19 protein-coding genes and 1 pseudogene are annotated in these 21,950 nt (G+C 67.6%); 7 read left to right on the top strand and 13 right to left on the bottom strand.

Translation table 11 applies throughout. From position 1 onward, the window contains the following. Window positions 1-13 precede the first annotated feature (13 nt). On the bottom strand, window positions 14-628 hold the full coding sequence (locus QFZ91_RS31135) for an HAD family hydrolase (RefSeq protein ID WP_429569531.1): 615 nt from the start codon (window positions 626-628) through the stop codon (window positions 14-16). Window positions 629-715: 87 nt separating this feature from the next. Continuing rightward, window positions 716-1,891 (bottom strand): epoxide hydrolase family protein, encoded by a 1,176-nt coding sequence (locus tag QFZ91_RS31130; protein WP_429569530.1) that lies wholly within the window; start codon window positions 1,889-1,891, stop codon window positions 716-718. A 118-nt stretch (window positions 1,892-2,009) separates the two neighbouring features. On the opposite strand from QFZ91_RS31130, the gene surE reads away from it, so the two are divergent. Then, window positions 2,010-2,789 carry a 5'/3'-nucleotidase SurE gene (gene surE, locus QFZ91_RS31125; protein WP_429569529.1) on the top strand — a complete coding sequence of 260 codons (780 nt, stop codon included), beginning with the start codon at window positions 2,010-2,012 and terminating at the stop codon, window positions 2,787-2,789. Between the two features lie 31 nt (window positions 2,790-2,820). Here surE and QFZ91_RS31120 read toward each other — a convergent pair whose 3' ends face one another. Next, window positions 2,821-3,564 carry a DUF4148 domain-containing protein gene (locus tag QFZ91_RS31120; protein WP_429569528.1) on the bottom strand — a complete coding sequence of 248 codons (744 nt, stop codon included), beginning with the start codon at window positions 3,562-3,564 and terminating at the stop codon, window positions 2,821-2,823. Window positions 3,565-3,726: 162 nt separating this feature from the next. Between QFZ91_RS31120 and QFZ91_RS31115 the strand changes: the two genes are divergently transcribed. After that, window positions 3,727-3,921, top strand: coding sequence for a hypothetical protein (locus QFZ91_RS31115; protein WP_429569527.1), 195 nt, complete (start codon window positions 3,727-3,729; stop codon window positions 3,919-3,921). A gap of 116 nt (window positions 3,922-4,037) precedes the next feature. Here QFZ91_RS31115 and QFZ91_RS31110 read toward each other — a convergent pair whose 3' ends face one another. The 8 genes and pseudogenes from QFZ91_RS31110 to cbiE all read right to left on the bottom strand — a co-directional run bounded on the left by QFZ91_RS31110 (window position 4,038) and on the right by cbiE (window position 11,661). Beyond that, entirely contained in the window at window positions 4,038-4,673 is a 636-nt protein-coding gene (locus QFZ91_RS31110) for a carbonic anhydrase (protein ID WP_176123793.1), read from the bottom strand. A 321-nt stretch (window positions 4,674-4,994) separates the two neighbouring features. After that, window positions 4,995-5,270 carry a DUF1488 domain-containing protein gene (locus tag QFZ91_RS31105; RefSeq protein WP_013091756.1) on the bottom strand — a complete coding sequence of 92 codons (276 nt, stop codon included), beginning with the start codon at window positions 5,268-5,270 and terminating at the stop codon, window positions 4,995-4,997. Window positions 5,271-5,489: 219 nt separating this feature from the next. Then, window positions 5,490-6,671, bottom strand: coding sequence for an alpha/beta hydrolase family protein (locus tag QFZ91_RS31100; protein WP_429569526.1), 1,182 nt, complete (start codon window positions 6,669-6,671; stop codon window positions 5,490-5,492). 2 nt (window positions 6,672-6,673) lie between these two features. Then, a complete protein-coding gene (locus QFZ91_RS31095) occupies window positions 6,674-7,672 on the bottom strand; it encodes an AraC family transcriptional regulator (protein ID WP_429569525.1) in 999 nt (332 codons plus the stop codon). A gap of 172 nt (window positions 7,673-7,844) precedes the next feature. Beyond that, window positions 7,845-8,573 carry a precorrin-4 C(11)-methyltransferase gene (cobM, locus tag QFZ91_RS31090; RefSeq protein ID WP_429569524.1) on the bottom strand — a complete coding sequence of 243 codons (729 nt, stop codon included), beginning with the start codon at window positions 8,571-8,573 and terminating at the stop codon, window positions 7,845-7,847. A gap of 20 nt (window positions 8,574-8,593) precedes the next feature. After that, complete coding sequence (locus tag QFZ91_RS31085; RefSeq protein ID WP_429569523.1) at window positions 8,594-9,340, bottom strand: cobalt-precorrin-6A reductase; 747 nt, start codon at window positions 9,338-9,340, stop codon at window positions 8,594-8,596. Then, on the bottom strand, window positions 9,337-10,437 hold the full coding sequence (locus QFZ91_RS31080) for a cobalt-precorrin-5B (C(1))-methyltransferase (RefSeq protein ID WP_429569522.1): 1,101 nt from the start codon (window positions 10,435-10,437) through the stop codon (window positions 9,337-9,339). Before QFZ91_RS31080 ends, QFZ91_RS31085 begins: the two co-directional genes overlap by 4 nt. Further along, window positions 10,437-11,661 (bottom strand): annotated as a pseudogene (gene cbiE, locus QFZ91_RS31075) (precorrin-6y C5,15-methyltransferase (decarboxylating) subunit CbiE). The gene QFZ91_RS31080 and the pseudogene cbiE overlap by 1 nt, the downstream one beginning before the upstream one ends. A gap of 311 nt (window positions 11,662-11,972) precedes the next feature. Here cbiE and cobG point away from each other — a divergent pair. Genes cobG through cobJ form a run of 4 tightly spaced genes read left to right on the top strand, consistent with a single transcriptional unit; the run spans window position 11,973 to window position 16,562 of the window. Further along, window positions 11,973-13,448: a precorrin-3B synthase gene (cobG, locus tag QFZ91_RS31070; protein ID WP_429569521.1), complete on the top strand. Its 1,476-nt coding sequence runs from the start codon at window positions 11,973-11,975 to the stop codon at window positions 13,446-13,448. Continuing rightward, entirely contained in the window at window positions 13,441-14,067 is a 627-nt protein-coding gene (locus QFZ91_RS31065) for a precorrin-8X methylmutase (protein ID WP_429569520.1), read from the top strand. The genes cobG and QFZ91_RS31065 overlap by 8 nt, the downstream gene beginning before the upstream one ends. A 12-nt stretch (window positions 14,068-14,079) precedes the next feature. Next, window positions 14,080-14,811: a precorrin-2 C(20)-methyltransferase gene (locus tag QFZ91_RS31060; RefSeq protein WP_026229202.1), complete on the top strand. Its 732-nt coding sequence runs from the start codon at window positions 14,080-14,082 to the stop codon at window positions 14,809-14,811. Further along, window positions 14,808-16,562, top strand: coding sequence for a precorrin-3B C(17)-methyltransferase (gene cobJ, locus QFZ91_RS31055; RefSeq protein ID WP_429570920.1), 1,755 nt, complete (start codon window positions 14,808-14,810; stop codon window positions 16,560-16,562). The genes QFZ91_RS31060 and cobJ overlap by 4 nt, the downstream gene beginning before the upstream one ends. A gap of 34 nt (window positions 16,563-16,596) precedes the next feature. On the opposite strand, the gene QFZ91_RS31050 is transcribed toward cobJ, so the two are convergent. Both QFZ91_RS31050 and QFZ91_RS31045 read right to left on the bottom strand, forming a co-directional pair. Continuing rightward, complete coding sequence (locus QFZ91_RS31050; protein WP_429569519.1) at window positions 16,597-19,218, bottom strand: AAA family ATPase; 2,622 nt, start codon at window positions 19,216-19,218, stop codon at window positions 16,597-16,599. Then, window positions 19,215-20,417, bottom strand: a complete 1,203-nt coding sequence (locus QFZ91_RS31045; protein WP_429569518.1) for a metallophosphoesterase family protein — start codon at window positions 20,415-20,417, stop codon at window positions 19,215-19,217. The genes QFZ91_RS31050 and QFZ91_RS31045 overlap by 4 nt, the downstream gene beginning before the upstream one ends. A 209-nt stretch (window positions 20,418-20,626) precedes the next feature. On the opposite strand from QFZ91_RS31045, the gene QFZ91_RS31040 reads away from it, so the two are divergent. Continuing rightward, a complete protein-coding gene (locus QFZ91_RS31040; RefSeq protein ID WP_429569517.1) occupies window positions 20,627-21,907 on the top strand; it encodes a DUF445 domain-containing protein in 1,281 nt (426 codons plus the stop codon). The last annotated feature ends 43 nt before the right edge of the window (window positions 21,908-21,950 follow it).

The following is a 21,950-nucleotide window of genomic DNA, read 5'->3' as shown; positions in this document are numbered from 1 at the left end:
GTCATCGCAGCGGTTAAAGCACACCCCGCCGCGCGAATTCGACCGCCAGGCCATCCGCGTCGACGAACCGGTAGGCCTGCAACCCAGCCGCGAGCGCGCCGTCCACGTTGGCCTCGCTGTCGTCGATGAACAGCGTCTCCGTTGGGGCCGCGCCGAGCCGTTCGGCGCAGCGCAGATAGGTTTGCGCGGCGGGCTTCGCCGCGCCGAACACCGCCGACGAATACACGTGCGGCCCGAACAGCCGCGCCACGGGCGGATTCAGATAAGCGATGTGGTCGGTCAGCAGGCGGCAGTTGTTGGTCAGTATCGCGATGCGGCAACGCTGCGCCGCGCGCGACGCCAGCGCGAGCGCCGCTTCGTTTGGCATGATCGACGCGAGCCGCGCGTCGAGCCATTCGGCGCGGCTCACCGGATAACCGAGCAGCGCGCCGAGTTCGCGCAGATATTCGTCGTCGCTGATTTCGCCGCCGTCGGCGCGCGCCTCGAGTCCCGAGCCCCAGATCGCATGACGCACGGTCTCTTCCGTGCAGCCCGCGATCGCCGCGAGACGCTCGACACGCGCGGCGCGGTCGTAGTGCGACAGCACACCTTCCAGGTCGAACAGAAGCAGCGTGACGGGTGCGCTCATGCGGTCGGTCTCCCGGGTTGAGGTTTGCGCCGTGCGCCATGCGCCATGCGCCATGCGCCATGCGCTTTTTGCGCGCTACGCTGCGGCCTAAGGTGTTTTCTGCCGCAACGGCCTGAAGAACTTGCGAATCTCGGCCGCCAGCAACTCTGGCTTTTCCATCGCCGCGAAATGCCCGCCGGCCGGCATTTCGCTCCACTGCACGACGTTGAAGGTTCGTTCGAGCCAGCTGCGCGGCGGATGATTGATCTCTTTCGGAAACAGCGCGAAGCCGACTGGCGTGTCGATGCGCTCGCCGTCGGTGAAACGCATCGGCTGCAGGCGGTTTTCCCAATACATCTGCATCGCCGGCCCGATGCACTGCGTGAACCAGTACAGCGAGATATTGGTCAGCAGCTCGTCGATCGAGAACACGCTTTCTACGTCGCCGCCGCAATCGCTCCACGCGCGAAACTTCTCGCCGATCCATGCGGCGAGTCCCACCGGAGAATCGTTCAGCGACGCGGCGACGGTCAGCGGTTTGGTGCTGTGCTGATGCGCGTAGCCGCCTTCGAGTGCGGCCCAGTCGTTCTTCTCGCGCAGATAGTCCCGCTCGGCCGGGGTCAGCTCCCGCTGCGCCGCGCCGATCGCCGGCTCGTAGGAACTCGGCAGGAAGTTCAGGTGGATGCCGTCGACCGCCCGCGGATGATGCGCGGCCAACGCGATCGACACGCCCGCGCCAAGATCGCCGCCCTGCGCGCCGAAGCGCTCGTAGCCGAGCCCGCGCATCAGCGACACCCACAGGTCCGCGACCCGGAACGCGGACATGCCGGCCTGCGCGGGCGCAGGCGAAAACGCGAAGCCCGGCAGCGACGGCGTGACGACGTCGAAGGCGTCGGCGGGATCGGCGCCGAACGCGGCCGGATCGCACAACTGATCGAGCAGCGCGTGAAACTCGAAGAACGAACCGGGCCAGCCGTGCGTGATCACGAGCGGATAAGCCTGGAATCCCGGTGTGACACTCGCGGCGCGCCGATGCGCGAAGTGCACGGTCTGGCCGTTCACGTCGGCGAGAAATTGCGGCAGCTGGTTCAACTTGCGTTCGGCCGCGCGCCAGTCGAATTGCCCAGCCCAATAGGTCGCGAGTTCGCGCAGCCAGGCCGGGTCGGCGCCCTGCTGCCACGCGGGCGCGGGCGTCGCGGGCGCCCAGCGGGTCGCACGGATGCGGCGGCGCAAATCGTCGATGTCCTGATCGGCGATCGCAATCTCAAACGGGTCGATCTGCATGGCGGGTCGTCCTGGGTCGGTTAGCGGCTCAACGTCATCGTACGCGCGTCGAATGAAAGCCGGATAATGGGCGTCCCTTCCCTACGATCCATTGACCGACCCACAGGAGATTGAATCGATGTCCGCTTACGAATCCAAGGTGCCGCGAGTGCTGCTGACGAACGACGACGGTATCGACGCGCCCGGCCTCGCCGTGCTCGAAGCGGTTGCCGCCGAGCTCGCGCACGAAGTCTGGGTGGTCGCGCCCGAGCACGACCAGAGCGGTACGTCGCATTCGATCAGCCTGCATTCGCCGCTGCGCGTGAGCCGCCAGGGCGAACGCCGTTTCGGCGTGACTGGCACGCCCGGCGATTGCGTCGTGATGGGCGTGCGTCATCTGATGCGCGAGGCGCCGCCGACGCTGGTGCTGTCCGGCGTCAATCGCGGCGGCAATCTCGGCATCGAAACGATGTTCTCGGGCACGGTCGGCGCGGCGATGACGGGGCTGCTGCTCGGACTGCCGTCGTTCGCGCTGAGCCAGGTATTCACCGATCGCGAGCGCGTGCGCTGGGAAACCGCGCGCACGCTCGCGCCCGGCGTGATCCGTCAGTTGCTCGCGATCGAGCATGCAGCGCCGACCTGCCTGAACATCAACTTCCCGGACGTCGATGCAGCCGATACCGGTCCGCTGACGCCGACGCGCCAGGGCGTCGGGCTCGTCAGGGACATCGAGGTGCTGCCGGAAGTCGATCCGCGCGGCATCGCGTATCACTGGCTGCGCTTCGATCGTGGCCCGCGCGAGAACGATGCCGACAGCGAAACGGCGACGGTCGCGGCGGGCCGCGTATCGGTCACGCCACTCGCGTTCGATCGCACCGACGAGACCACCTTCGCGCGGCTCGCCGCGTCGTTGATCTAGAGGTTGATGGGACGCGGCGCGGGGCCCTGCTTCAGTGCGCTCCAGGTCCCGACGGTGCGGGTCTGCCGAACGCGGGCATCGTGCCGTTCTCTCTCGCGCGCACGAGTTCGGCCTCTACCTCGGCGCGCGTTTTGGGGCCGCTGTTGACAACCGCTTGAGTCGCGGCCTCGCTGCTCTGCCCCGCGCGCTGCATCGACCACGCCGATTCGACGCCTTGCGTTGCATGTTGCGGCGACGGCCGCGCCTCTGGCATCACGCCAGCCGCTTTCTTGCCGGAGCGCTCGGCAGTAGAACTTTTCCGGTAGCTGCTGCCCCGTGCATGAGTACCCGATGTCGTCACAGCGCTTTGCGCTGAATGCGGTTTCGTGGTGGTGCCCGATGCAATCCGGCTATGGTGTGCGCGCACGGTCTTTGCCGCGGGCGGCGCCTGGGTCCAGTTCGAGGTGACCGCGGGCTGTGGCGGCAAATTCGTCGGCTGCGGCTGCGGTTGCACCTGCGGTTGCGGCTTGTTCGACTCCCGCGCGTACTGTAGCGCCGCGATGGCCAGTGCGTCGCCCGCCTGCGCTCCGATCGACGCGGCCGGCTGAGACCGCAGCGCAGTCACGTCGTCGCGCAGCGGATGGTGCCGCGTCGCCGCCGCGCCCGTCGCGCCGACACCCCGTTCGCCATCGGCGACGAGGCTCGCGTCCCGGCCGGACGACCAGTCGTTGTCCAACTGCGACACGTAGGCCCCAATCGTCACCGCGCCGAAGACGAGGCCCGTCAACACGATCATTCTCGGTTCGCTGTACAAGGCACGCTCCCCATTCCGACAGATCGACGACCCATTAGTCAAAGTGTCGGCGATCCGAAGGACAGTGTTTTCCTTTTAGACCCAACAACTGACGAATCGGCGGATCTCGTCGTGGATGTGTCCGAAACCGACGGGGATTCTTCTGTGCAAACGGGCCCTTTAATCGGAGTCTCAAGCCAAGAGGTCCATTTCGCCGCGAACCAGAGCGCGTCGATCAAGGTCGAGTACGTGCACGGCAGCGGAGCGGCGAGCATGCATCTGTTGTGGTCGAACCCGGCTGCGAAGAGCCCTGATGTGTTGAAGGTCGTGCCGCCGGATTCGATGGTGACGTCGATCTGATAGAAAAAACAACGCGGCGCACCGGAAAATCCGTTGCGCCGCGTTCTTTTTAGGCAAGGCTTTTAGCAAGCTCGGGCTATTGATTTCTCAAAGCAAAACCCGTTTTAAATGCCACGTCAACCTGCATAAATTTCCGGATTCTCTGTAAGCGACAAAAAGTTACCGGTATTCCCATCGAGCGCGAGCATTTCGCCGCTTTCGATATCGAAGATCCAGCCATGCAGCCGCAGCGTCTTGTTCACGAGCCCGACCGCCACCGACGGATGCGTGCGGATATTGGCCAGCTGCGCGATCACGTTGTCCTTGACCAGCGCCGCGAGACGCTCCGCATCCGAGCAATAGTGACGCGACGCGTTGATCGCTTTCGCCGCATCCGCGTGACGCAGCCAGCTCGCGACCGCCGGCATGTGCTCCAGGTTCGTGCAGGACGAGATCGCCGTCATCGCGCCGCAGTTCGAATGGCCGCAGATCACGATGTCGGTCACGCCGAGCACGGCGATCGCATATTCGACGGTAGCCGACACGCCGCCCGGCTCCGGGCCGTACGACGGCACGATGTTGCCCGCGTTGCGGATCACGAACAGTGAGCCCGGCTCGGTCTGCGTCAGCAGTTCCGGCACCACGCGGCTGTCCGAACAGGTCACGAAGAGCGTGCTGGGATTCTGCGCGGTCGATAAACGCTTGAAGAGCGCGCTTTGCTGTGGAAAGACCTCGCGTTGAAAGCGGATCAGACCTTCGATGATTTCCTGCACGATTTTCTCCAGAGAATCGAAGAGACGGATTTAAAGTTTGCCGCGACTATACCGCAGCCTTTCACTCGTCGCGCGAATCACCGTGCTAATCGTCGGACGCTCCAGCATCGAATTGCCAGCGAAATAATGGTGTGCCTGGACGCGCCCATAAAAAAAGACCCGGCTGCCGGCAGCCGGGTCCAACTCTCTCGCTCACACGCATGAAGCAATGTGTGCGTCGATACTTTAGCCGCGCCGGCGTCGCGGATATAGCCGCCGCGGTGGAAGAGTCCTTTCCACCGCGGCGAGAATCAGTTGACCCGATACGCGCAAGCGGGCCGCTCAATCGAAGTCGCGCGTTTCGAGTTCCACGGATCGTCCCCCGTTGCGTTCGAGCACCCGCCGCGTAGCATTTTCAATGCGGGCGCGATTCGCCTCGAACGTTCCCACCAGATCGTGAGCCGACGGGGCGCCGTTGCCGAGGCTGCCGTTGCCGAAATGGTCATTGAGCGCGTCGAGCGACACGCTGCACCATACGTCCTTCCCGTCCACATTGGCCTCGTAGGCGACGCGCGCAGCAGCCACCACTTCCCGCCGTCCGGTGAATTCGATCCTCATGATTGTCCTCCGTGTGTCAAAGGGAAATCGGAATACGCAACGCTCATGCCCAAACTGGCCGGCTGGCCGGCTGCGCTGGCGCGAGCGCGCATTCTGCGCAAGGTGCATACACCTGAGCGGCCGTCGTGCGCGGCCGCGCCGATGCGCCGCAGCAAGGCCTCCTCCGGGCCGTCGACGCAGTCAACATACCGATACTACGCCCTTCATGTCCCGCAATACTCAATCTTCACGCCCGCGCGCCGGCAGCGTCGCCGCGAAGAAATCACGTACCTGTGCCGCGGTTCGCGCATGAATCGCGGCGCGATCGACGCCCGGCCCGTCCTTGCAGATCGGCGCCAGACGCTCCATCAGCTCGGGCTCGCACACATCCATGAAGGTGTAGTGCGAGGCGCCCGGCACCATCGTCACCGTCGCTTGCGGCATCAAGCCCGCGATGCGGTGAATATTGGTGTCGACGGGCGCCGTCGTGTCCGCCTCGCCCGCGAGCAGCGCGACCGGAATCGTCACTTCCTTGAACGACGAACTGTTGAACGCCTCGCCGAGCGCGGGCGCGATCGCGAACGCCGCCTTGACGCGCGGATCACGATACGAGTCGCCCGAACGCGCGCGCGATGCATTCGTCTCGGCCGATAGCCCGTCGACCGTCAACGCCGGCGCGTCCGGCGCGTGCGCGAGACTCGCGGCTTCGGGCGGCGAGCAGATCGCATCGGCTTCGGGCGATGTGCAAAAACGCTCGAACGCCGCGCGATCGGTACGTGCGCCCGCGACTTCGAGCACCGTGTAGCCGCCGAGCGAAAAGCCGAGCGCGCCGATCCGCGTCGTGTCGATGCGCGGACCGAAACGCGGGTCCGCGAGCACGCCGTCGAGCACTTCGCTCAAGTCGGTCGCGCGCTCCCACCAGAGGATGAACCCGTCGCGCGTGCGCGGCTCCAGCGCGTTGTTGCCCGGATGATTGACGCCCGCGACGATATAGCCCTGCGCAGCCAGCGATGCCGCGAGCCAGTCGAGACTGTCCGCGCTACCGCCGGTGCCATGCGACAGCAGCAGCAACGGGTATTTGCGTTGCGCCGTGGACAGCGGCGCATCGTCGGCGGCGGCGTGGCCGACGAACATCGGATGGCCGGGCGCGCCGATATCGTGGGGCGTCTCGGCTTGCGTCGCATCGGCCGGATACCAGATGCGCGTGATCAGCGCCTGCGTTTGCGCGCCGCGCCAGTTGCGGGCCACCTCGGGATGAAACACGCGGCTCGTCTCGCCGACATGCCAGTCGGCGGATGCGGTTCGCGCGTCGGCATGCGCCGGCGACGCAGCCCACATCGCGCCGCCCAGCGCCCCCGACAATGCCACGCTCAACGACACCACCACCGCGCTCGACAGCGCGGCACAGCTTCGACGCATCATGGTTAGTCCTCCCGAATGGGGATCAGCAGATCGGTAATGCAGGGGTGCAGCGCGCCGCGATCGGGCGCACTTCGATACAGTTCGAGCCCCGGCCGCTGATCGCGCCGGTAGCCGCTGCGGGGCAGCCAGCCGCTGTACAGCGCCCTGAAAGTCGGCGAGATCAGCGCATAAGGACCGACCAGGCGGTGCACCGCGTACAGCCCGCCTTCGAGCTGCAGCGGCTCGATGCCCGGTGGCGGCCCCGCAACACGCGAGCGTTGCGCGGCATCGTCGAGCCGTCGCATCGCATCGCTGCACGCCGCCGGCGACCCGGCGACGACTCCCGCGTGGTAGCAAAGCCCGCCCGCGATCGACGGATCGCGCGCGCAGATGCCGACGCGCTGTTGCAACACCGGGTTCTCGTCGCAGCGCAACGTCGTCATCAGCGTGTGGAAGGTCTGGCCGATCGTCACGACCGGGCCGTCATGGCGAAGGCATAGCACGTCGAGCGGCGCGATCTCGATGACTTCGACGGATGGTAATGCGGGCGTGCTTTGGTTTTCAGCGTATTCGTCGCGGCAGCCGTCAACGCCTATGCGATCGCCTTCGCCATGCTGCGCGATGCGCGCATGCGCCGTTCGCCGCGTCTGCGCCAAAGCCGCCGGATTCGCCACCAGATGCCGCTGCCGGGTCCTGAACTCGCTCGGCGATACACCGGCGAAATCGCGAAACGCACGCGCGAACGCCTGGGGGCTGTCGTAGCCAGCGTCGTGCGCGACCGCCGTGACTTGCGCGGCGTCGGTCAGCCGCTGCGCCGCCTCGGCGAGTCGCAGACGCTTGACGGTATCGACGACGCTCTCGCCCATCAACGCGCGATAAATCCGGTGGAAGTGGTATGGCGACATATGCGCGACGGCCGCGAGGCTGTCGAGCGTGTGTCGCGCGCCGGGCTCGACCAGAATGGCCTCGACCACGCGAGCGATCCGTCGACGGTAATCACGTTCGGTGCTGGGCTTCATCATGGCGCCACGATAGCGGTCTGCGCGCCGCGTGGCGGTGCAGAACTTGCGGATTTTCGCGCTTTCGCGCTTTCGCGTTTTGCCAGGAAACGGGCGGCCACGCTCGCGCGCTGCGTCACATTATGATCGACAACGCACGCCGCTTTCCGACACCCAAAAGACTGTCACGGCGCCGTCAACTGCCGTTCCCATACAGCGTCGAATCGGCGAAACCTTCGGCGGCCAGCACCTGCCCGACCAGAATCAGCGCGGTGCGCTCGATCGCGCTGCCCTGCACTTTCGCGACGATATCGTCGAGCGTGCCGGTGATCTTTTCCTCGTCGGGCCAGCTCGCACGATAAATCACCGCGATCGGACACGCGCCGCCGTAATGCGGCCGCAATTCATCGACGATGCGCGAGAGATGCCGCACGCCGAGGTGAATCGCCAGCGTCGCGCGATGCCGCGCGAGATCGGCCAACTGCTCGCCTTCGGGCATCGACGTTTTGCTGGCGTAGCGCGTGAGGATCAGCGTTTGCGACACGCCGGGCAGCGTCAGCTCGCAGCCGAGCGCCGCCGCGGATGCGGCCGTCGCGGTCACGCCGGGTACGATTTCGTAAGGGATGTCCAACTCGCGCAAGCGGCGGATCTGCTCGCCGACCGCACCGTACAGCGACGGATCGCCCGAATGCACGCGCGCGACATGCTGGCCCTTCGCGTGTGCCGCCGCGAGCAGCGCGACGATCTGGTCGAGATCGAGTTCCGCGGTGTTGACGACCTGTTCGGCGCTATGACCTTCGAGCACCGCCGCCGGCACCAGCGACCCCGCATACAGGATCACCGGACAACTGCGCAGGAGACGCTGCCCTTTCACCGTGATCAGTTCCGGGTCGCCCGGACCCGCGCCGATAAAAAACACTGTCATTCAGTACTCCAGTTATTTGCTCACTGATCCGAAGCCGAAGCCAAATCCACCCGCGCGGGCAACGCATCGAGAAGATCGGCAACGCTGCCAAACTCGCGATCGACGTCGGGCAACACCGGCCGTCGCAGCATGATCATCGGCAAGCCGCGTTCGCGCGCAACGTCGAGCTTGGCCTCGGTCGCGCCGCCGCCGCTGTTCTTGCTGACGACGACGTCGAACGCCTGCAGCGCGAACAGCGCGCGTTCGCCGTCGAGCGTGAACGGTCCGCGCGCGGCGAGGATGCGCGAGCGCGCGGTGTCCGGATGCGAATCGAGCACGCGCACGGTCCAGAATTGATACGGCGGAATCTCGTCGAGATGCGCGAGCGGTTCGCGTCCGAGCGTGAACAGCGGCTGTCTGAAAGGCGCGAGCGCGTCGATCAGTTCGTTCCAGTCATCGACCATGCGCCAGTCGTCGCCGGCTTGCGGCCGCCACGCCGGACGCCGCAGCGCCCAGCACGGCACCTTCGCGACGCGACACGCCTGTACCGCATTCGCGCTGATCCGCGCCGCGTACGGATGCGTGGCGTCGATCACGAGGCCGATCGCTTCGCTTACGAGGTAACGCGCCAGCCCCTCACTGCCGCCGAAGCCGCCGACGCGCACCGCGCACTTCAGGTCGTCGGGCACCTTGCCGAGCCCCGCGAGACTGTACACATGCGCGCGACCGAGTTGGCGCGCAATCTTCAGCGCATCGCCGGTGCCGCCGAGCAGCAGGATGCGGGTCATCGGGCGACTCCGACGAAGTTGCCCTGCCGGTCGATCGCGAAAATTTCGACGCTGACCTGCGGCGGCACGATATCGTGTGCAACGGCCAACGCGTGCTGACAGACGATGTCGCCGAGCGGCACCTGTTGCGCGTGCGCGAGCGCGAGCGCCTGCTGGCTCGTGTTGGCCGCGCGCATCGCCGCTTGCAGCTCGGCGTCGGCGCCATGCTCGGCGGCCCAGCCGGCGAGTTGTTCGAGATCGATGCTGGAGTTGCGGCTATGCAGGTCGAGATGGCGGGCCGCGAGCTTGCTAAGCTTGCCGAAGCCGCCGCAAATGCTCAGACGCTCGACCGGCGCGCGCTTCACATGCTTGAGCACCGCGCCGACGAAATCGCCCATTTCGATCAACGCGATATCGGGCAAGCCGTAGTGCGCGCGCATCGCGTCCTCGCTCGCATTGCCGGTGCAAGCGGCCACATGCATATAGCCGTTCGCGCGCGCAACGTCGATGCCCTGATGAATCGACGCGATATACGCGGAACACGAAAACGGCCGCACGATGCCGGTCGTGCCGAGTATCGACAGTCCGCCGACGATGCCGAGCCGCGGGTTCATCGTTTTCAGCGCGAGCGCTTCGCCGCCTTCCACGCCGATCGTCACTTCGAAGCCGCCGCGATACGCGTGGCGAGCGGCGAGTTCGTCGAGATGCTGCGTGATCATCTGGCGCGGGACCGGATTGATCGCCGGTTCGCCAACCGCTAGCGTGAGCCCCGCGCGCGTGACCGTGCCGACGCCCGGCCCCGCGCGAAAAATCACACCGGTCTCGGGCACGAGGCGCACGCGCGCGAACACCAGCGCGCCGTGCGTCACGTCGGGATCGTCACCGGCATCCTTGATCGTGCCGGCCTCGGCGATCCGCTCGCCGTCCATCTCCGCGAGACGGCAGAACGTGAGCCGCATCGGCACATGCTGGCCCTTCGGCAACACGATCTCGGCGACCTCGCTGACCTCGCCCGCCAGCAGCAGACGCGCGGCCGCAAGCGACGTTGCGGTCGCGCAGCTGCCGGTCGTATAGCCGCTGCGCAGCGGCGCCGGCTGTTCGGGGGTTTCGTCGCGCATCACGAATCGGCTGACGGTTTGGCGGGTTTGGTCACGTCGAGCAGCGTGATTGGCAACGCCTGGCGCCATGTATCGAAGCCGCCCAGCGGTTGCGCGTGCGCGAGCGCGATGCGTGTCAGCGTGCCGCCATGCTGCTCGCGCCACGCGGCGAGCACCGCCTCGCCTTGCAGGGTGACCGCGTTCGCGACGAGCCGCCCGCCATCGCGCAGTTGCGCCCAGCAGGTGTCGAGCACGTCCGGCACCGTCACCCCACCGCCGATGAACACCGCATGCGGCGCGGGCAGTCCGCGCAACGCGTCCGGCGCGCGGCCAGCCACGAGTTGCATACCGGGGCACGCCCAGCGCATCGCGATTCTGTTCGATGAATCGCTGCCGCGCGTCGTTCGCCTCGATCGCGATCGCACGACAGGTGGGATGCGCGCGCATCCATTCGATACCGATCGAACCGCTGCCCGCGCCGACGTCCCACAGCAACTCACCGGGCGCGGGCGCGAGGCGCGCGAGCGTGATGGCGCGCACGTCGCGCTTGGTCAACTGGCCGTCGTGGATAAAGGCGTCGTCGGGCAGGCCGCAGGTCAGCGGCAGACGCGGTGCTTGCGCCGCCGCGCGGCAGTCGAGCGCGATCAGATTGAGCGCGGCCATCTCGCCGCCCGGCCATTGATCGGCGCGGCCATCGACGCGCCGTTCTCGTTCGCCGCCCAGATGTTCGAGTACCGTCATGTGAGTCGCACCGAAGCCGCGCGCATCGAGCGAGGCCGCCAGCGCCGCAGGCGTGCGCCCGTCCGCGCTCAGCACGAACAGACGCGCGCCGTCATGCAGATGCACATTCAGCGCGGCAAGCGGCCGGCCCACCAGCGACACGGTCGCGACATCCTGCAACGGCCAGCCGAGCCGCGCGGCCGCGAGCGACAGCGACGACGGTGCGGGCAGCACGCGCAATTCGCCGGCCGGCAACTGCCGCGCGAGCGTCGCGCCGACGCCGAACAGCATCGGGTCGCCGCTCGCGAGCACGCACACCGCATGCGGACGCTCGGCGAGCAACGGCGCGAGATCGAACGGACGCGGCCACGCGGCACGGCGCGCGGCGAGCCGCGCGGGCAGCATCGCCAGATGGCGCTCGCCGCCGTACACGACCGACGCGCCCAGCAACGCACGCCGCGCGGGCCGCCCCAAACCGGCGAAGCCGTCGTCGCCAATGCCCACTACGGTCAGCCATGCCGGCATGCATCCATCCTCATCAGTTGCGTCGATTTTTGAGCGATTGCACCGCGCCGCGTCATGCATGCGGCTGCGCGCAGGCTCGGACCGCGGGTTGCGAAAGTCCGCATGATACCGCCGCCATGTGGCCCGCGGGTCCGCGGCACGGCGCCGTGCGTCGCGATCGGCAGCATCGTGCGATGGCCGGCAAACAGGCGCTGCGGCCATTGCGTAAAGATATAATGGCCGCTTTCATTGCCCACGGTCAGCCCGAAGCGCTTTTCGGCCGCATGATTCACGCCGGCCCTCATCGGGCAGCATGCAGCGAGGCCGCCACCATGCCGTCGCGCGACGCTAAACCCGGTGCCCCATTGAATCGAGCTTCGCCTCCCCCCGTTTCGTCCCACGCCGTCACGACACCGCGCTCCTCGGCATGTCCCGGGTTGCTGCGCATCGTCCCCGCACGCGACGGCGGCATCTGCCGCATCAAACTGCCCGGCGGCGTGCTGAGCGCGGCGCAGGCACACGCGATCGCCGATGCAAGCACACGGCACGCGAACGGCGTCGCCGAGTTGACCAATCGCGCGAATCTGCAACTGCGCGGCGTGCGTAGCGGACACGAAGCTGCGTTGAGCGCGGCGCTGATTGGCGCGGGACTTGGACCGTCCGCCGCGAACGACCCGCACCCTCACACCACCGTCCCCACCGCACTCAGTTACGCCGACGACGTCCGCAACGTGATGATCAGCCCCGCCGCCGGCCGCGATCCGCACGCGCTGATCGACACGACGCCGCTGTGCGCGGAGCTGCTCACGCTGCTGCAAAGCGATGCGCGTTTCGCCGCGTTGTCGCCGAAATTCGCGCTGCTGCTCGACGGCGGCGAACGACTCGCGCGAGTCGATCATCCGCATGACGTGTGGCTCGCCGCGTCGACTGAGGAACAAGGCGTGCGCTTCGCGTTCGGCCTCGCGGGGTGCCCCGGCTCGACAGGCAATAACGCGAACGCCGGCGGCCATCCCGATGCCGACGGCACGGGCGCCCTCGCGGCCGTCCCGCCGTCGCGCGTGCCCGCGCTCGTGCGCGCGTTGCTGCACACGTTCCTCGACCTCGCCGCCGCCGACGCGACCCGCATGCGCGACCTGCTCGCCACGCACTCCGCCGATGCGGTGCTGCGACACGCGCAACGTTACGTCGATTTCCCGCTCGCCCGCGACGCATCGCTGCGCCGCTGGCAACGCCACATTCCCGCCGACGCATCGCTGCGGCTTGGCGCGCACGCACAGCGCGGCGACGGCATGTGGCACGTCGGCAGCCAGCCACCGCTCGGCCGGATCGACGCGGCCACACTGCACGGCCTTGCCGCGCTCGCGCAACGACACGGCAACGGCATGCTGCACGCAACGCCGTGGCAAAGCGTACTGCTGACCGACATCGCGACGAACGCCGTGCCCGCCGTGCTCGCGAAGCTGAGCGCACTCGGCCTCGCCTGCGATCCCGCGCAGGCCATCACGCATGTGATCGCCTGCGCCGGTTCGGCCGGCTGCGCGAAGGGCCTCGCCGACACCAAGACCGACGCGCTGCAACTCGCCGAACGCTTACCCGCCGGCGTCGACGTGCATCTGACCGGCTGCCCGCGCTCGTGCGCGGCCGCGCATCGCGCGCCGTACACGCTGCTCGCCGCCGCGCCCGGCCGCTACGACCTTTATCGACGCGACGACCGCCCCGGTTTCGGCCAATGCGTCGCGCCCCAACTGACGATCGACGAGGCCGCCGCGCTGCTCGCGCGCCTCGCCCGGAGTACTCCACATGCTTGATTACATTCGCGACGGTCAGGAGATCTATCGCCAATCGTTCGCGACAATCCGCGCCGAAGCCGACCTCGCGCGCATCCCCGCCGACCTCGAAAAACTCGCGGTGCGCGTGATCCACGCGTGCGGCATGGTCGACGTGATCGACGACCTCGCGTTCTCCGCCGGCGCCGGCAGCGGGGGCCGCCGCGCGCTCGCGCAAGGCGCGCCGATCCTGTGCGACGCCGGCATGGTCGCGCAAGGCATCACGCGCGCGCGGCTGGCCGCGAACAACGAGGTGATCTGCACGCTGACGCACCCGGACGTGCCCGCGATGGCGCGCGAGATCGGCAACACGCGCTCGGCCGCCGCGCTCGAATTGTGGCGTCCGCATCTGGCGGGCAGCGTCGTCGTGATCGGCAATGCGCCGACCGCGCTGTTCCATCTGCTCGACATGCTCGATGCCGGCGCGCCGAAGCCCGCGCTGATTCTCGGCTTTCCGGTCGGCTTCGTCGGCGCGGCGGAATCGAAAGCGGCACTCGCGCAAAACAGCTGCGGCGTCCCCTATGTGGTGGTGCACGGACGACGCGGCGGCAGCGCGATGGCCGCCGCCGCGGTCAACGCGCTTGCGACGGAGGTCGAATAAATGACGAGCCAGATAACGAGCCGCGGACGGCTATACGGCATCGGTGTCGGTCCCGGCGACCCGGAGTTGCTGACGTTGAAAGCGCTGCGGCTGCTGAAAGCGGCGCCGGTGGTCGCATATTTCGTCGCGAAGGGCAAGAAGGGCAACGCGTTCGGCATCATCGAGGCGCATCTGCACGACGCGCAGCAGCATCTGCCGCTCGTCTATCCGGTCACGACCGAAGCGCTCGAACCGCCGCTGTCGTACGAAGCGATCATCGCGGACTTCTACGACACCGCCGCCGAAGTCGTCGCCGGCCATCTCGACGCGGGCCGCGACGTCGCCGTGGTCTGCGAAGGCGATCCGTTTTTCTACGGCTCGTACATGTATTTGCACGACCGGCTCGCGGCGCGCTACGACAGCGAGGTAGTGCCCGGCGTGTGCTCGATGCTCGGCGGCGCGGCGGTGCTCGGCGCGCCGCTCGTGTATCGCAACCAGAGCTTGTCGGTGCTGTCGGGGGTGTTGCCCGAAGACGAATTGCGCCGCCGTCTGGCCGATGCCGACGCGGCGGTCATCATGAAACTCGGCCGCAATTTCGACAAGGTGCGGCGCGTGCTCGACGAACTTGGACTCGCGCAGCGCGCGCTGTACGTCGAACGCGCGACGATGCGCAATCAGCGCATCGTGCCGCTCGCCGAAGTCGATCCGATGGCGTCGCCGTATTTCTCGCTGCTGGTCGTGCCGGGGCAGAAATGGCAAGGATGAACGCGCCCGCGATCGTGATTCTCGGCACGGGCGCGCTCGCGACGGCGCGGCGGATTCAGGCGCTGTATATCGAGCGTGGCGCGCATGCCGCGGCCGGCGTTGCCACGGCATGTCGGGTCCACGCGCTGCAAGGCCGCGTCGAGGCCGACGTGTCGTACAGCGAACTCGGCGCGCATCTGCGCGAGCTATATGCGCGCGGCACGCCGATCGTCGCGTTGTGCGCGGCCGGCATCGTGATTCGCTGCCTCGCGCCGCTGCTGTCGAACAAAGGCGCCGAGCCGCCGGTGCTCGCGGTTGCCGAGGACGGCAGCGCGGTCGTGCCGCTGCTCGGCGGCCTCGCGGGCGTCAACCTGATGGCGCGCGACATCGCTGCCGCGTTGGCCGTGCAGCCCGCGATCACGACGAGTGGCGAACTGCGCTTCGGCACCTGCGTGCTCAATCCACCCGATGGCTATGCGCTCGCCGATCTCGGCCAGGGCAAGCGCTTCGTGTCGGATCTGCTCGCGGGCGAAAGCACGCGCATCGAAGGCGACGCCCCGTGGCTCGACGACGCGCAACTGCCGCGCTCGGACTCGGCGCGTCTCGCGATTCGCGTGACGCCGCGCGCGTGGGATGGGCGCGAAGACGAGCTCGTGATTCATCCGCGCAGCGTGGTGGCGGCTGTCGTCAGAGACAATGCCGACTGCGCCGATGCGATCGTCGCACGCGTGCGCGCGGCACTGAGCGCGCACGGTCTCGCGATGCTTTCGCTCGCGGCCTTGCTCGCGCCGTCGCCGAGCATGGCCGACCCGGCGCTCACGCAAGCGGCACGGCTTCTCGATGTGCCGCTACGTTTCGCCGATGCCAGCGCCGAACCGGGCAAATCGAGCGCCGCGCGCTTGCTGCATACCGCGCTACGCGTCCCCCACGAAACGCTGCACGACGACGCATACCCGAACGTCGCGCTCGCCCTCTCCTCGCTCGCCATCGACCCGGCGACGCTCGGCCGCCCGCGCGGCCGTCTGACCGTGATCGGCCTCGGCCCCGGTTGTGCCGAACTGATGGTCCCGGCCGCGCGCACCGCGTTGAACGAAGCGACCGACATCCTCGGCTACGACACCTACGTGAAAATGGCTGGCCCGCTGCGCGCCGATCAGCGTGTGCACGGCACCGACAATCGCGAGGAATTGCAGCGCGCGCGGCACGCGTTCGAGCTTGCGAGCGATGGCCGCTCGGTCGTGATGGTGTCCTCGGGCGACCCCGGCGTGTTCGCGATGGCGGCCGCCGTGCTCGAAGCGCTCGAAGCATCGCACAACGATGCATGGGCCGCCGTCGAACTATCGATCGTGCCCGGCGTGTCGGCCGCGCTCGCGACCGCCGCGCAGGCCGGCGCGCCGCTCGGCCACGACTTCTGCATGCTGTCGCTGTCGGACAACCTGAAGCCGTGGACGATCATCGAAACCCGCCTGCGCCATGCGGCGCAAGCCGATCTGGTGATGGCCTTCTATAACCCGATTTCGCGCGCGCGTCCGTGGCAACTCGACAAGGCGCTCGATATCGTGCGGGAATATCGCGCGCCATCGACCCAGGTAGTGCTTGGGCGCGATATCGGCCGGCCAGGTGGCACGCTGCGCACGCTGACGCTCGGCGAGCTGCGCTCGGCCGACGTGGATATGCGCACGATGGTGATCGTCGGGTCGTCGCTGACGAGAAAATTCGCTTGCGGCGACAACGGCGCGCAGTGGGTGTACACGCCGCGGTGGTACGAGTAAGCGGGCCGTACCGGGTGATGCCAGCCCGCTCCGCTCATGCCACCTTCAGATCCTGCACCGCCCGCTGCCTGACGCCCAGGTCGTCCCACAACTCCGGATGACACGTGAACACCAGAATCTGATGCCGCGTCGCCGCGTCGATCAATATGCGTTTGAGTGCGTCGCGGCGCGCGGCATCGGTGTGGACCGCGGCATCGTCGAGCATCAGCAGAGTCGGCCGGCCTGAGGCCTGCAACAGGTCCGCGTACGCGAGTCGCGCCAGGATGCCGAGCTGTTCGCGCGTACCGAAGCTCAGCGCGTCGAGCAGTTCCGCGCGGCCGTCGCGATCGAGCATCGCCGGAATCAGATCGTCGCCGAGCGCGAGGCTCGACTGCGGAAAAATCCGCTTCAGGTAGTGACCGAGCCGCTCGGTCAACGGCGCGCGCAGTTGCGCGAGCGCGGCGTCGCGTTCGTCGACCAGCACTTCGTCGAGCAGATTCAGCGCGCTCGCGCGCAGGCTCAGTTCGTCCTTGCGGCGCGTGGCCTGCTGGACCTGCGCTTCGAGCACGGCAAGCCGTTCGCCGAGACCCGATGCGCCCATCGTTTCGAGCTGGCTACGCAGCTCCGCGATCCGCAGCTGACGCTCGTGCTGCTCGTTGCGCGCGAGTTCCGCCGATGCGCGGTAGCGCTTCGCCTCCGCCACGGGATCGTCAAGACGCGCCGCATCGAGTTCGCGCTCGCGCTCGCCGCGCTGGTTCTTCAGCACATCGACCTTCACGCGCTGCTCGACGATATGCGCCTGCCACTGCGCGCGGTTGCGTCGGAACGCTTCGTCGTTCAGCTGCGCTTCTTTGCGCTGCAGCTGCGCCGTGAGCGAATCGGCCTTCGCGACGCCGGTGGATTGCGCGCCCGCCGCCTGCGCGAGCACCTTGCGCGCGGCCTCCAACGTGTCGCGCGCGATTTCGGCATTGCGGCGCGCGTCGTCGAGCGGCGGCGCCGCCGACACGTCGGGCAGACCCGCAAGGCGCTCGCTCGACGCCTGCAAGCGCGCAGCCGTCGATGCCAGCGCCGCGCGCAACGCATCGATGCCTTGCGGCGCATGGACCCCGAGTATCCCGGTCTGGCTCTTCTGTTGCGCGACCAGCGTTTTCCATTGCTCGTGACGCGCCTGCGCATCGCCCACCGACGCGACGCCCAGCGTGAGCAGCAACTGAGCGTGCTGCGCCTCGAGCGACGCCAGTTCCGACAACTGCGCGGACAGATCGGACACGCCCGGAATCACGCGCAATTCGCCGAGCTCGCCGAGGCCGATGCGTTTTTCTTCATCGACACGCAGCACGCCTGTGCCGCTGATCGTCACAGCGCCGACGCTTAACTCGCCGTTCAAGCTGTACTCGACGCGCGTCATCGCCGCTTCGGTCCGCGCGCGCAGCACGGTCAATTCGCCGTCGAGCGTGACGAGGCGCTTGAATTGCGCGTCGTCGAGTTCGAGCGCCGCCGCGTCGCGCGCGGCCTGCAGCACCGCCGCGTTCGCCTTGTCCGCCTCACCGATCGACGCTTCGAGCCGCTGGCTCTCCGCCCGATAGAAATCGACCTGGCTGCGCAGATCGGCGGCGGTCACGGCCGCGTTCGCGAGTTCGAGCGCGCGGTTCGCCTCGGCGGCTGCCTGCTCGAATTGCGCCACGCGGCTTTGCGCCTGCGCATGCGCGGTTTGCGCAGCCGCGACTTCGGCGCGCGCCGCGTCGAGCTGCTCGCGCTCGCGCGCGATGGCCGCCTCCAGTTCGAGCGCACCCTGCTCCTGCTGCACTGACAACGCGAGTTCCGCCTCGCCGATCTTCAGCGATTGCGCGAGCCCTTCGAGACCGCGTTCGAGTTGTTCGACCGCCGCGGCACGTTGCTGCGCGAGCGCGGCTTTTTGCTCGTGAAGCTCCCACGGACGCCGGCGCTCGGCGTCGTCGAATGCCTGCTGTTGTGAGGCGAGGCGCGCGATGTTGTCGTCGAACTGCTGGCGCTGCTGTCGCAGCTCCTCGCGGCTCGCGATCAGCGCGGCCAGCTTCTGCTCCGCCTCGGCAAGCGGCCCGGTCGATTTCTGCGTGCGCGCGGTCAGCAGTTGCCGCAACTCGCGCTGCACGGCCGCGATCAGCGCGTCCTCGCCGCCCGCTTCGCGGCCGCCCGAAAGTTGCGTGAGCGCGTCGCGCAGATACTGCGCCGCGTGCCCGGTCGAATCGCGCATCTCCTGCGTGCCGCCTTGCTGCACCCACAACAAACCCGGCACGCCGGCGTTCTCGGCTTTCATCGGACCGCGCGCCGCGCGCGAAAAACCGAGCAGCGCGGCGAGCTTGTCTTCGGCTTCGTCCTCGCTGTACACGGCCTGGCCGATCCTCAGCTCGCAGCGCTGACGCGACACGAACTGCTTCGACAGACGGCACGCTACCCCATCGAGTTGGAAGCTAACCTCGACCGACGGCTGCCCGTTCGCGAGCCCCCACGGCAACAGGTCCTTCAGGTGCGAGGCCTTGTAGCGTTCGAGGAACACCGTGCGCACCGCTTCGGCAATCGTGCTTTTGCCGGCCTCGTTCGGGCCGACGAACAGGTTGAGACCGGGCTGCAGATCGTCGATCACGATCCGCCCGCCGAACTGCCTGAATTCCTGAATCGCGATACGTTGCAGCTTCATGCGCAGGCTCCTTCACGCGGCGCTTCAGGTTGCCGATCGCGCGCCTGCGCAGGTGGTGCGGCATGGGAATCGCGGTGCCACTGTCCGCGCTGAAAGCGCGCCAGCAGCAGCAACGCTTCGGCCGCGCGCCGCGCCTGTTGTGGATCGGCCTGCGCGTCTTCCTGCAAGCCGCGCAGCCGTGCCACCACCTTCGCGAGATAGCCGCTTTGCGCGCCGAGTTCGGCGAGATCGTCGGCGGTGGGCAGCACGTGCAGGCTGCTCAGATCGGCACGCAACGCGCGCACCCGGGCGCGAGCCTCTTCGACCGCGACATGCAGCGCCTCGGCATCGGCGAGCGCCACCGCGCCACCGACCTCGATGCGCAGCACGTCATTCGCGCCGAGTTCGGCGAGGCGGGCTTTCAGTGCGTCGATATCGGTCGGCACCGATATCGTCTCGTCCCAGCGATGCCACCGGTATTGCCCGACTCGCACCGCGTCGACCTGCGGCATCGCGCCCGGCTCGCTAATCGTGACGTCGAGCACGAAGCCCGGTTCGTTCGCGCGGAAGCGGTCCTGTTCGTGTGTGCCCGCGTACCACGTGCGTTCGTCGACACGCAGATGGCCGTGCCAGTCGCCGAGCGCCAGATAGTCGAGCCGCGCGCTCACGGCGCGCGTCGGCGCGATCGGGTTCGACGAATCGATGCCCTCCTGCAGGATGCCGCCGACGCTGCCATGCGCGAGCCCCACGCGGTGATAGGCGTGCGGCGTCTCGGTGGAATCGAAGAATGCGGTGGTGTCTTCGTAGGTGATGCGCTGCGTGAGCGGCGCGCACAGCAGCGCGCAACGGCACGCGTCGAGCAGCACGACGCCGGTTTCGAGCACGACGCGCACGTTCGGCGGCACGCAATTGAGCCGCTGCGCGCGGGTCCACACGCTTTCGACCAGCGCCGCGTCGTGATTGCCCGGCAGCATGATCCACGTTCCGGAAAACGCTTGCAGCGCGGCGAACAAACGCCGGATCACGGTGTCCGACACCGTCTGCAGATCGAACACGTCGCCCGCGACGAGCACCGCGTCGACGTTGCGCGCGGCCGCTTCTTCGGCGATGCGGCGCACCGTGTCGAAGCGTGCTTGAGCGAGATGCGCGGCCTCGTCCGCTTCGAACTGACCGAACTGCGTGCCGATCTGCCAATCCGCGGTGTGCAGAAACCTGATCACTGTGCCTCCATTGCGATTGCGTTGCGTCGTCTTGCGGGTGGCTCGACGACGAGCCCAACCGCGAATGTTACCTTGCCGAAGCCCCGGCGCGTATCGCGCGCGCGCATCCGGGCTGGACGCGTGCGCGGGCCGTACCGCATCATTGCAACCGAACCGGCTGCCGCGCCACCTTTCAGCCGCCCGCCGCCCGACACGATCAACCGCGCCCGATGGACAAGACCACCGAACTGAAGAAGGCCAAGCGCACGCCTTTACTGCTGCTGCTCGCGGCCGCCTGCGTTTTCGTCGTCACCGCGTTCCTGCCGCGCGGCCTGTGGGTCGACGGCATCAAGGCCGTCGCCGAGGCCGCGATGGTCGGCGCGCTCGCCGACTGGTTCGCGGTCGCGGCGCTGTTTCGCCGCGTGCCGATTCCGGTCGTGTCCGCGCACACCGCGATCATCCCGCGCAACAAGCACAAGATCGCCGACAACCTCGCGCACTTCGTGCAGGACAAGTTTCTCGACGTGCCGTCGCTGGTCGGTCTGATCCGCCGGCACGATCCGGCGCGGACCATCACCGCGTGGCTCAGCGAATCGGCCAACACCGAGCGTCTCGGCGACTACGTGGTGCGCCTCACCGGCGGCATCCTCGAGGTGGCCGACGACGCGCGCATCCAGAACTTCATCAAGGTCGGCTTGCGCGACGTGCTCGCGAAGGTCGATCTGTCGCAATCGCTCGGCGCGATCCTCGACACGCTGACGCGCGACGGCCGTCATCAGGAACTGCTCGACACCGCGATCGATCAGGTGATCGCGGTGCTGCGCGAAGCGCCGGCGCGCGAGTTCATTGCCGCGCGCATCGTCGATTGGGTGAAAAGCGAGTATCCGACGATGGAGAAGTTTCTGCCGTCGGCGTGGATCGGCGACAAGGGCGCCGAAGCGATCGCGAGCGCCGCGAACCGTATGCTCGAACAGATCGCCGAGAACCCCACGCACGAGCTGCGCGACAGGTTCGACCGGATGGTGCAGAAGCTGATCGTGCGGCTGAAGACAGATCCGGTTTTTCTGCAACAGGGCGAAGCGCTGAAGCGCTATCTGGTCGAAGGCGAGGCTTTCAGCAGCTACGTGAAGGACATGTGGGGCGAACTGCGCGCGTGGCTCAAGCGCGATCTGCAAAGCACCGACTCGGCACTGCATGCGCGTGTCGCCGCGATGGGCGCGTGGGTTGGCCGCGAACTCGCGCGCGACCCAGCGCTGCGGCAATCGCTGAACGATCACCTCGAAGAAGCCGCGCGCGCGATGGCGCCGGACTTCGCGCAGTTCCTGACGCGCCATATCAGCGATACCGTGAAGAACTGGGACGCGCATGAGATGTCCCGGCAGGTCGAGATGAATATCGGCAAAGATCTGCAGTACATCCGCATCAATGGGACGATCGTCGGCGGATTTATCGGCTTGCTGCTGTACGCGAGTTCGCAATTGCTGGAGATGTTGCGAGTGCATGTAGGCTGACGATTCGAGCTCATCGAGCGACCCGCCGCGCAGCCGCGCCTGA

It is taken from the genome of Paraburkholderia sp. JPY419, from assembly GCF_050435705.1.
Lineage (GTDB): Bacteria > Pseudomonadota > Gammaproteobacteria > Burkholderiales > Burkholderiaceae > Paraburkholderia > Paraburkholderia youngii.
The sequence above is the reverse complement of the archived record's forward strand: the minus strand, read 5'-3'. Positions and strand labels throughout refer to the sequence as shown.

Excerpts from the sequence above, each read along its gene's own strand:
- QFZ91_RS31135 (WP_429569531.1), bottom strand. The coding sequence starts at position 628 with ATGAGCGCACCCGTCACGCTGCTTCTGTTCGACCTGGAAGGTGTGCTG.
- QFZ91_RS31130 (WP_429569530.1), bottom strand. The coding sequence starts at position 1,891 with ATGCAGATCGACCCGTTTGAGATTGCGATCGCCGATCAGGACATCGAC.
- surE (WP_429569529.1), top strand. The coding sequence starts at position 2,010 with ATGTCCGCTTACGAATCCAAGGTGCCGCGAGTGCTGCTGACGAACGAC.
- QFZ91_RS31120 (WP_429569528.1), bottom strand. The coding sequence starts at position 3,564 with ATGATCGTGTTGACGGGCCTCGTCTTCGGCGCGGTGACGATTGGGGCC.
- QFZ91_RS31105 (WP_013091756.1), bottom strand. The coding sequence starts at position 5,270 with ATGAGGATCGAATTCACCGGACGGCGGGAAGTGGTGGCTGCTGCGCGC.
- QFZ91_RS31100 (WP_429569526.1), bottom strand. The coding sequence starts at position 6,671 with ATGATGCGTCGAAGCTGTGCCGCGCTGTCGAGCGCGGTGGTGGTGTCG.
- QFZ91_RS31095 (WP_429569525.1), bottom strand. The coding sequence starts at position 7,672 with ATGATGAAGCCCAGCACCGAACGTGATTACCGTCGACGGATCGCTCGC.
- cobM (WP_429569524.1), bottom strand. The coding sequence starts at position 8,573 with ATGACAGTGTTTTTTATCGGCGCGGGTCCGGGCGACCCGGAACTGATC.
- QFZ91_RS31085 (WP_429569523.1), bottom strand. The coding sequence starts at position 9,340 with ATGACCCGCATCCTGCTGCTCGGCGGCACCGGCGATGCGCTGAAGATT.
- QFZ91_RS31080 (WP_429569522.1), bottom strand. The coding sequence starts at position 10,437 with ATGCGCGACGAAACCCCCGAACAGCCGGCGCCGCTGCGCAGCGGCTAT.
- cobG (WP_429569521.1), top strand. The coding sequence starts at position 11,973 with ATGCCGTCGCGCGACGCTAAACCCGGTGCCCCATTGAATCGAGCTTCG.
- QFZ91_RS31065 (WP_429569520.1), top strand. The coding sequence starts at position 13,441 with ATGCTTGATTACATTCGCGACGGTCAGGAGATCTATCGCCAATCGTTC.
- cobJ (WP_429570920.1), top strand. The coding sequence starts at position 14,808 with ATGAACGCGCCCGCGATCGTGATTCTCGGCACGGGCGCGCTCGCGACG.
- QFZ91_RS31050 (WP_429569519.1), bottom strand. The coding sequence starts at position 19,218 with ATGAAGCTGCAACGTATCGCGATTCAGGAATTCAGGCAGTTCGGCGGG.
- QFZ91_RS31040 (WP_429569517.1), top strand. The coding sequence starts at position 20,627 with ATGGACAAGACCACCGAACTGAAGAAGGCCAAGCGCACGCCTTTACTG.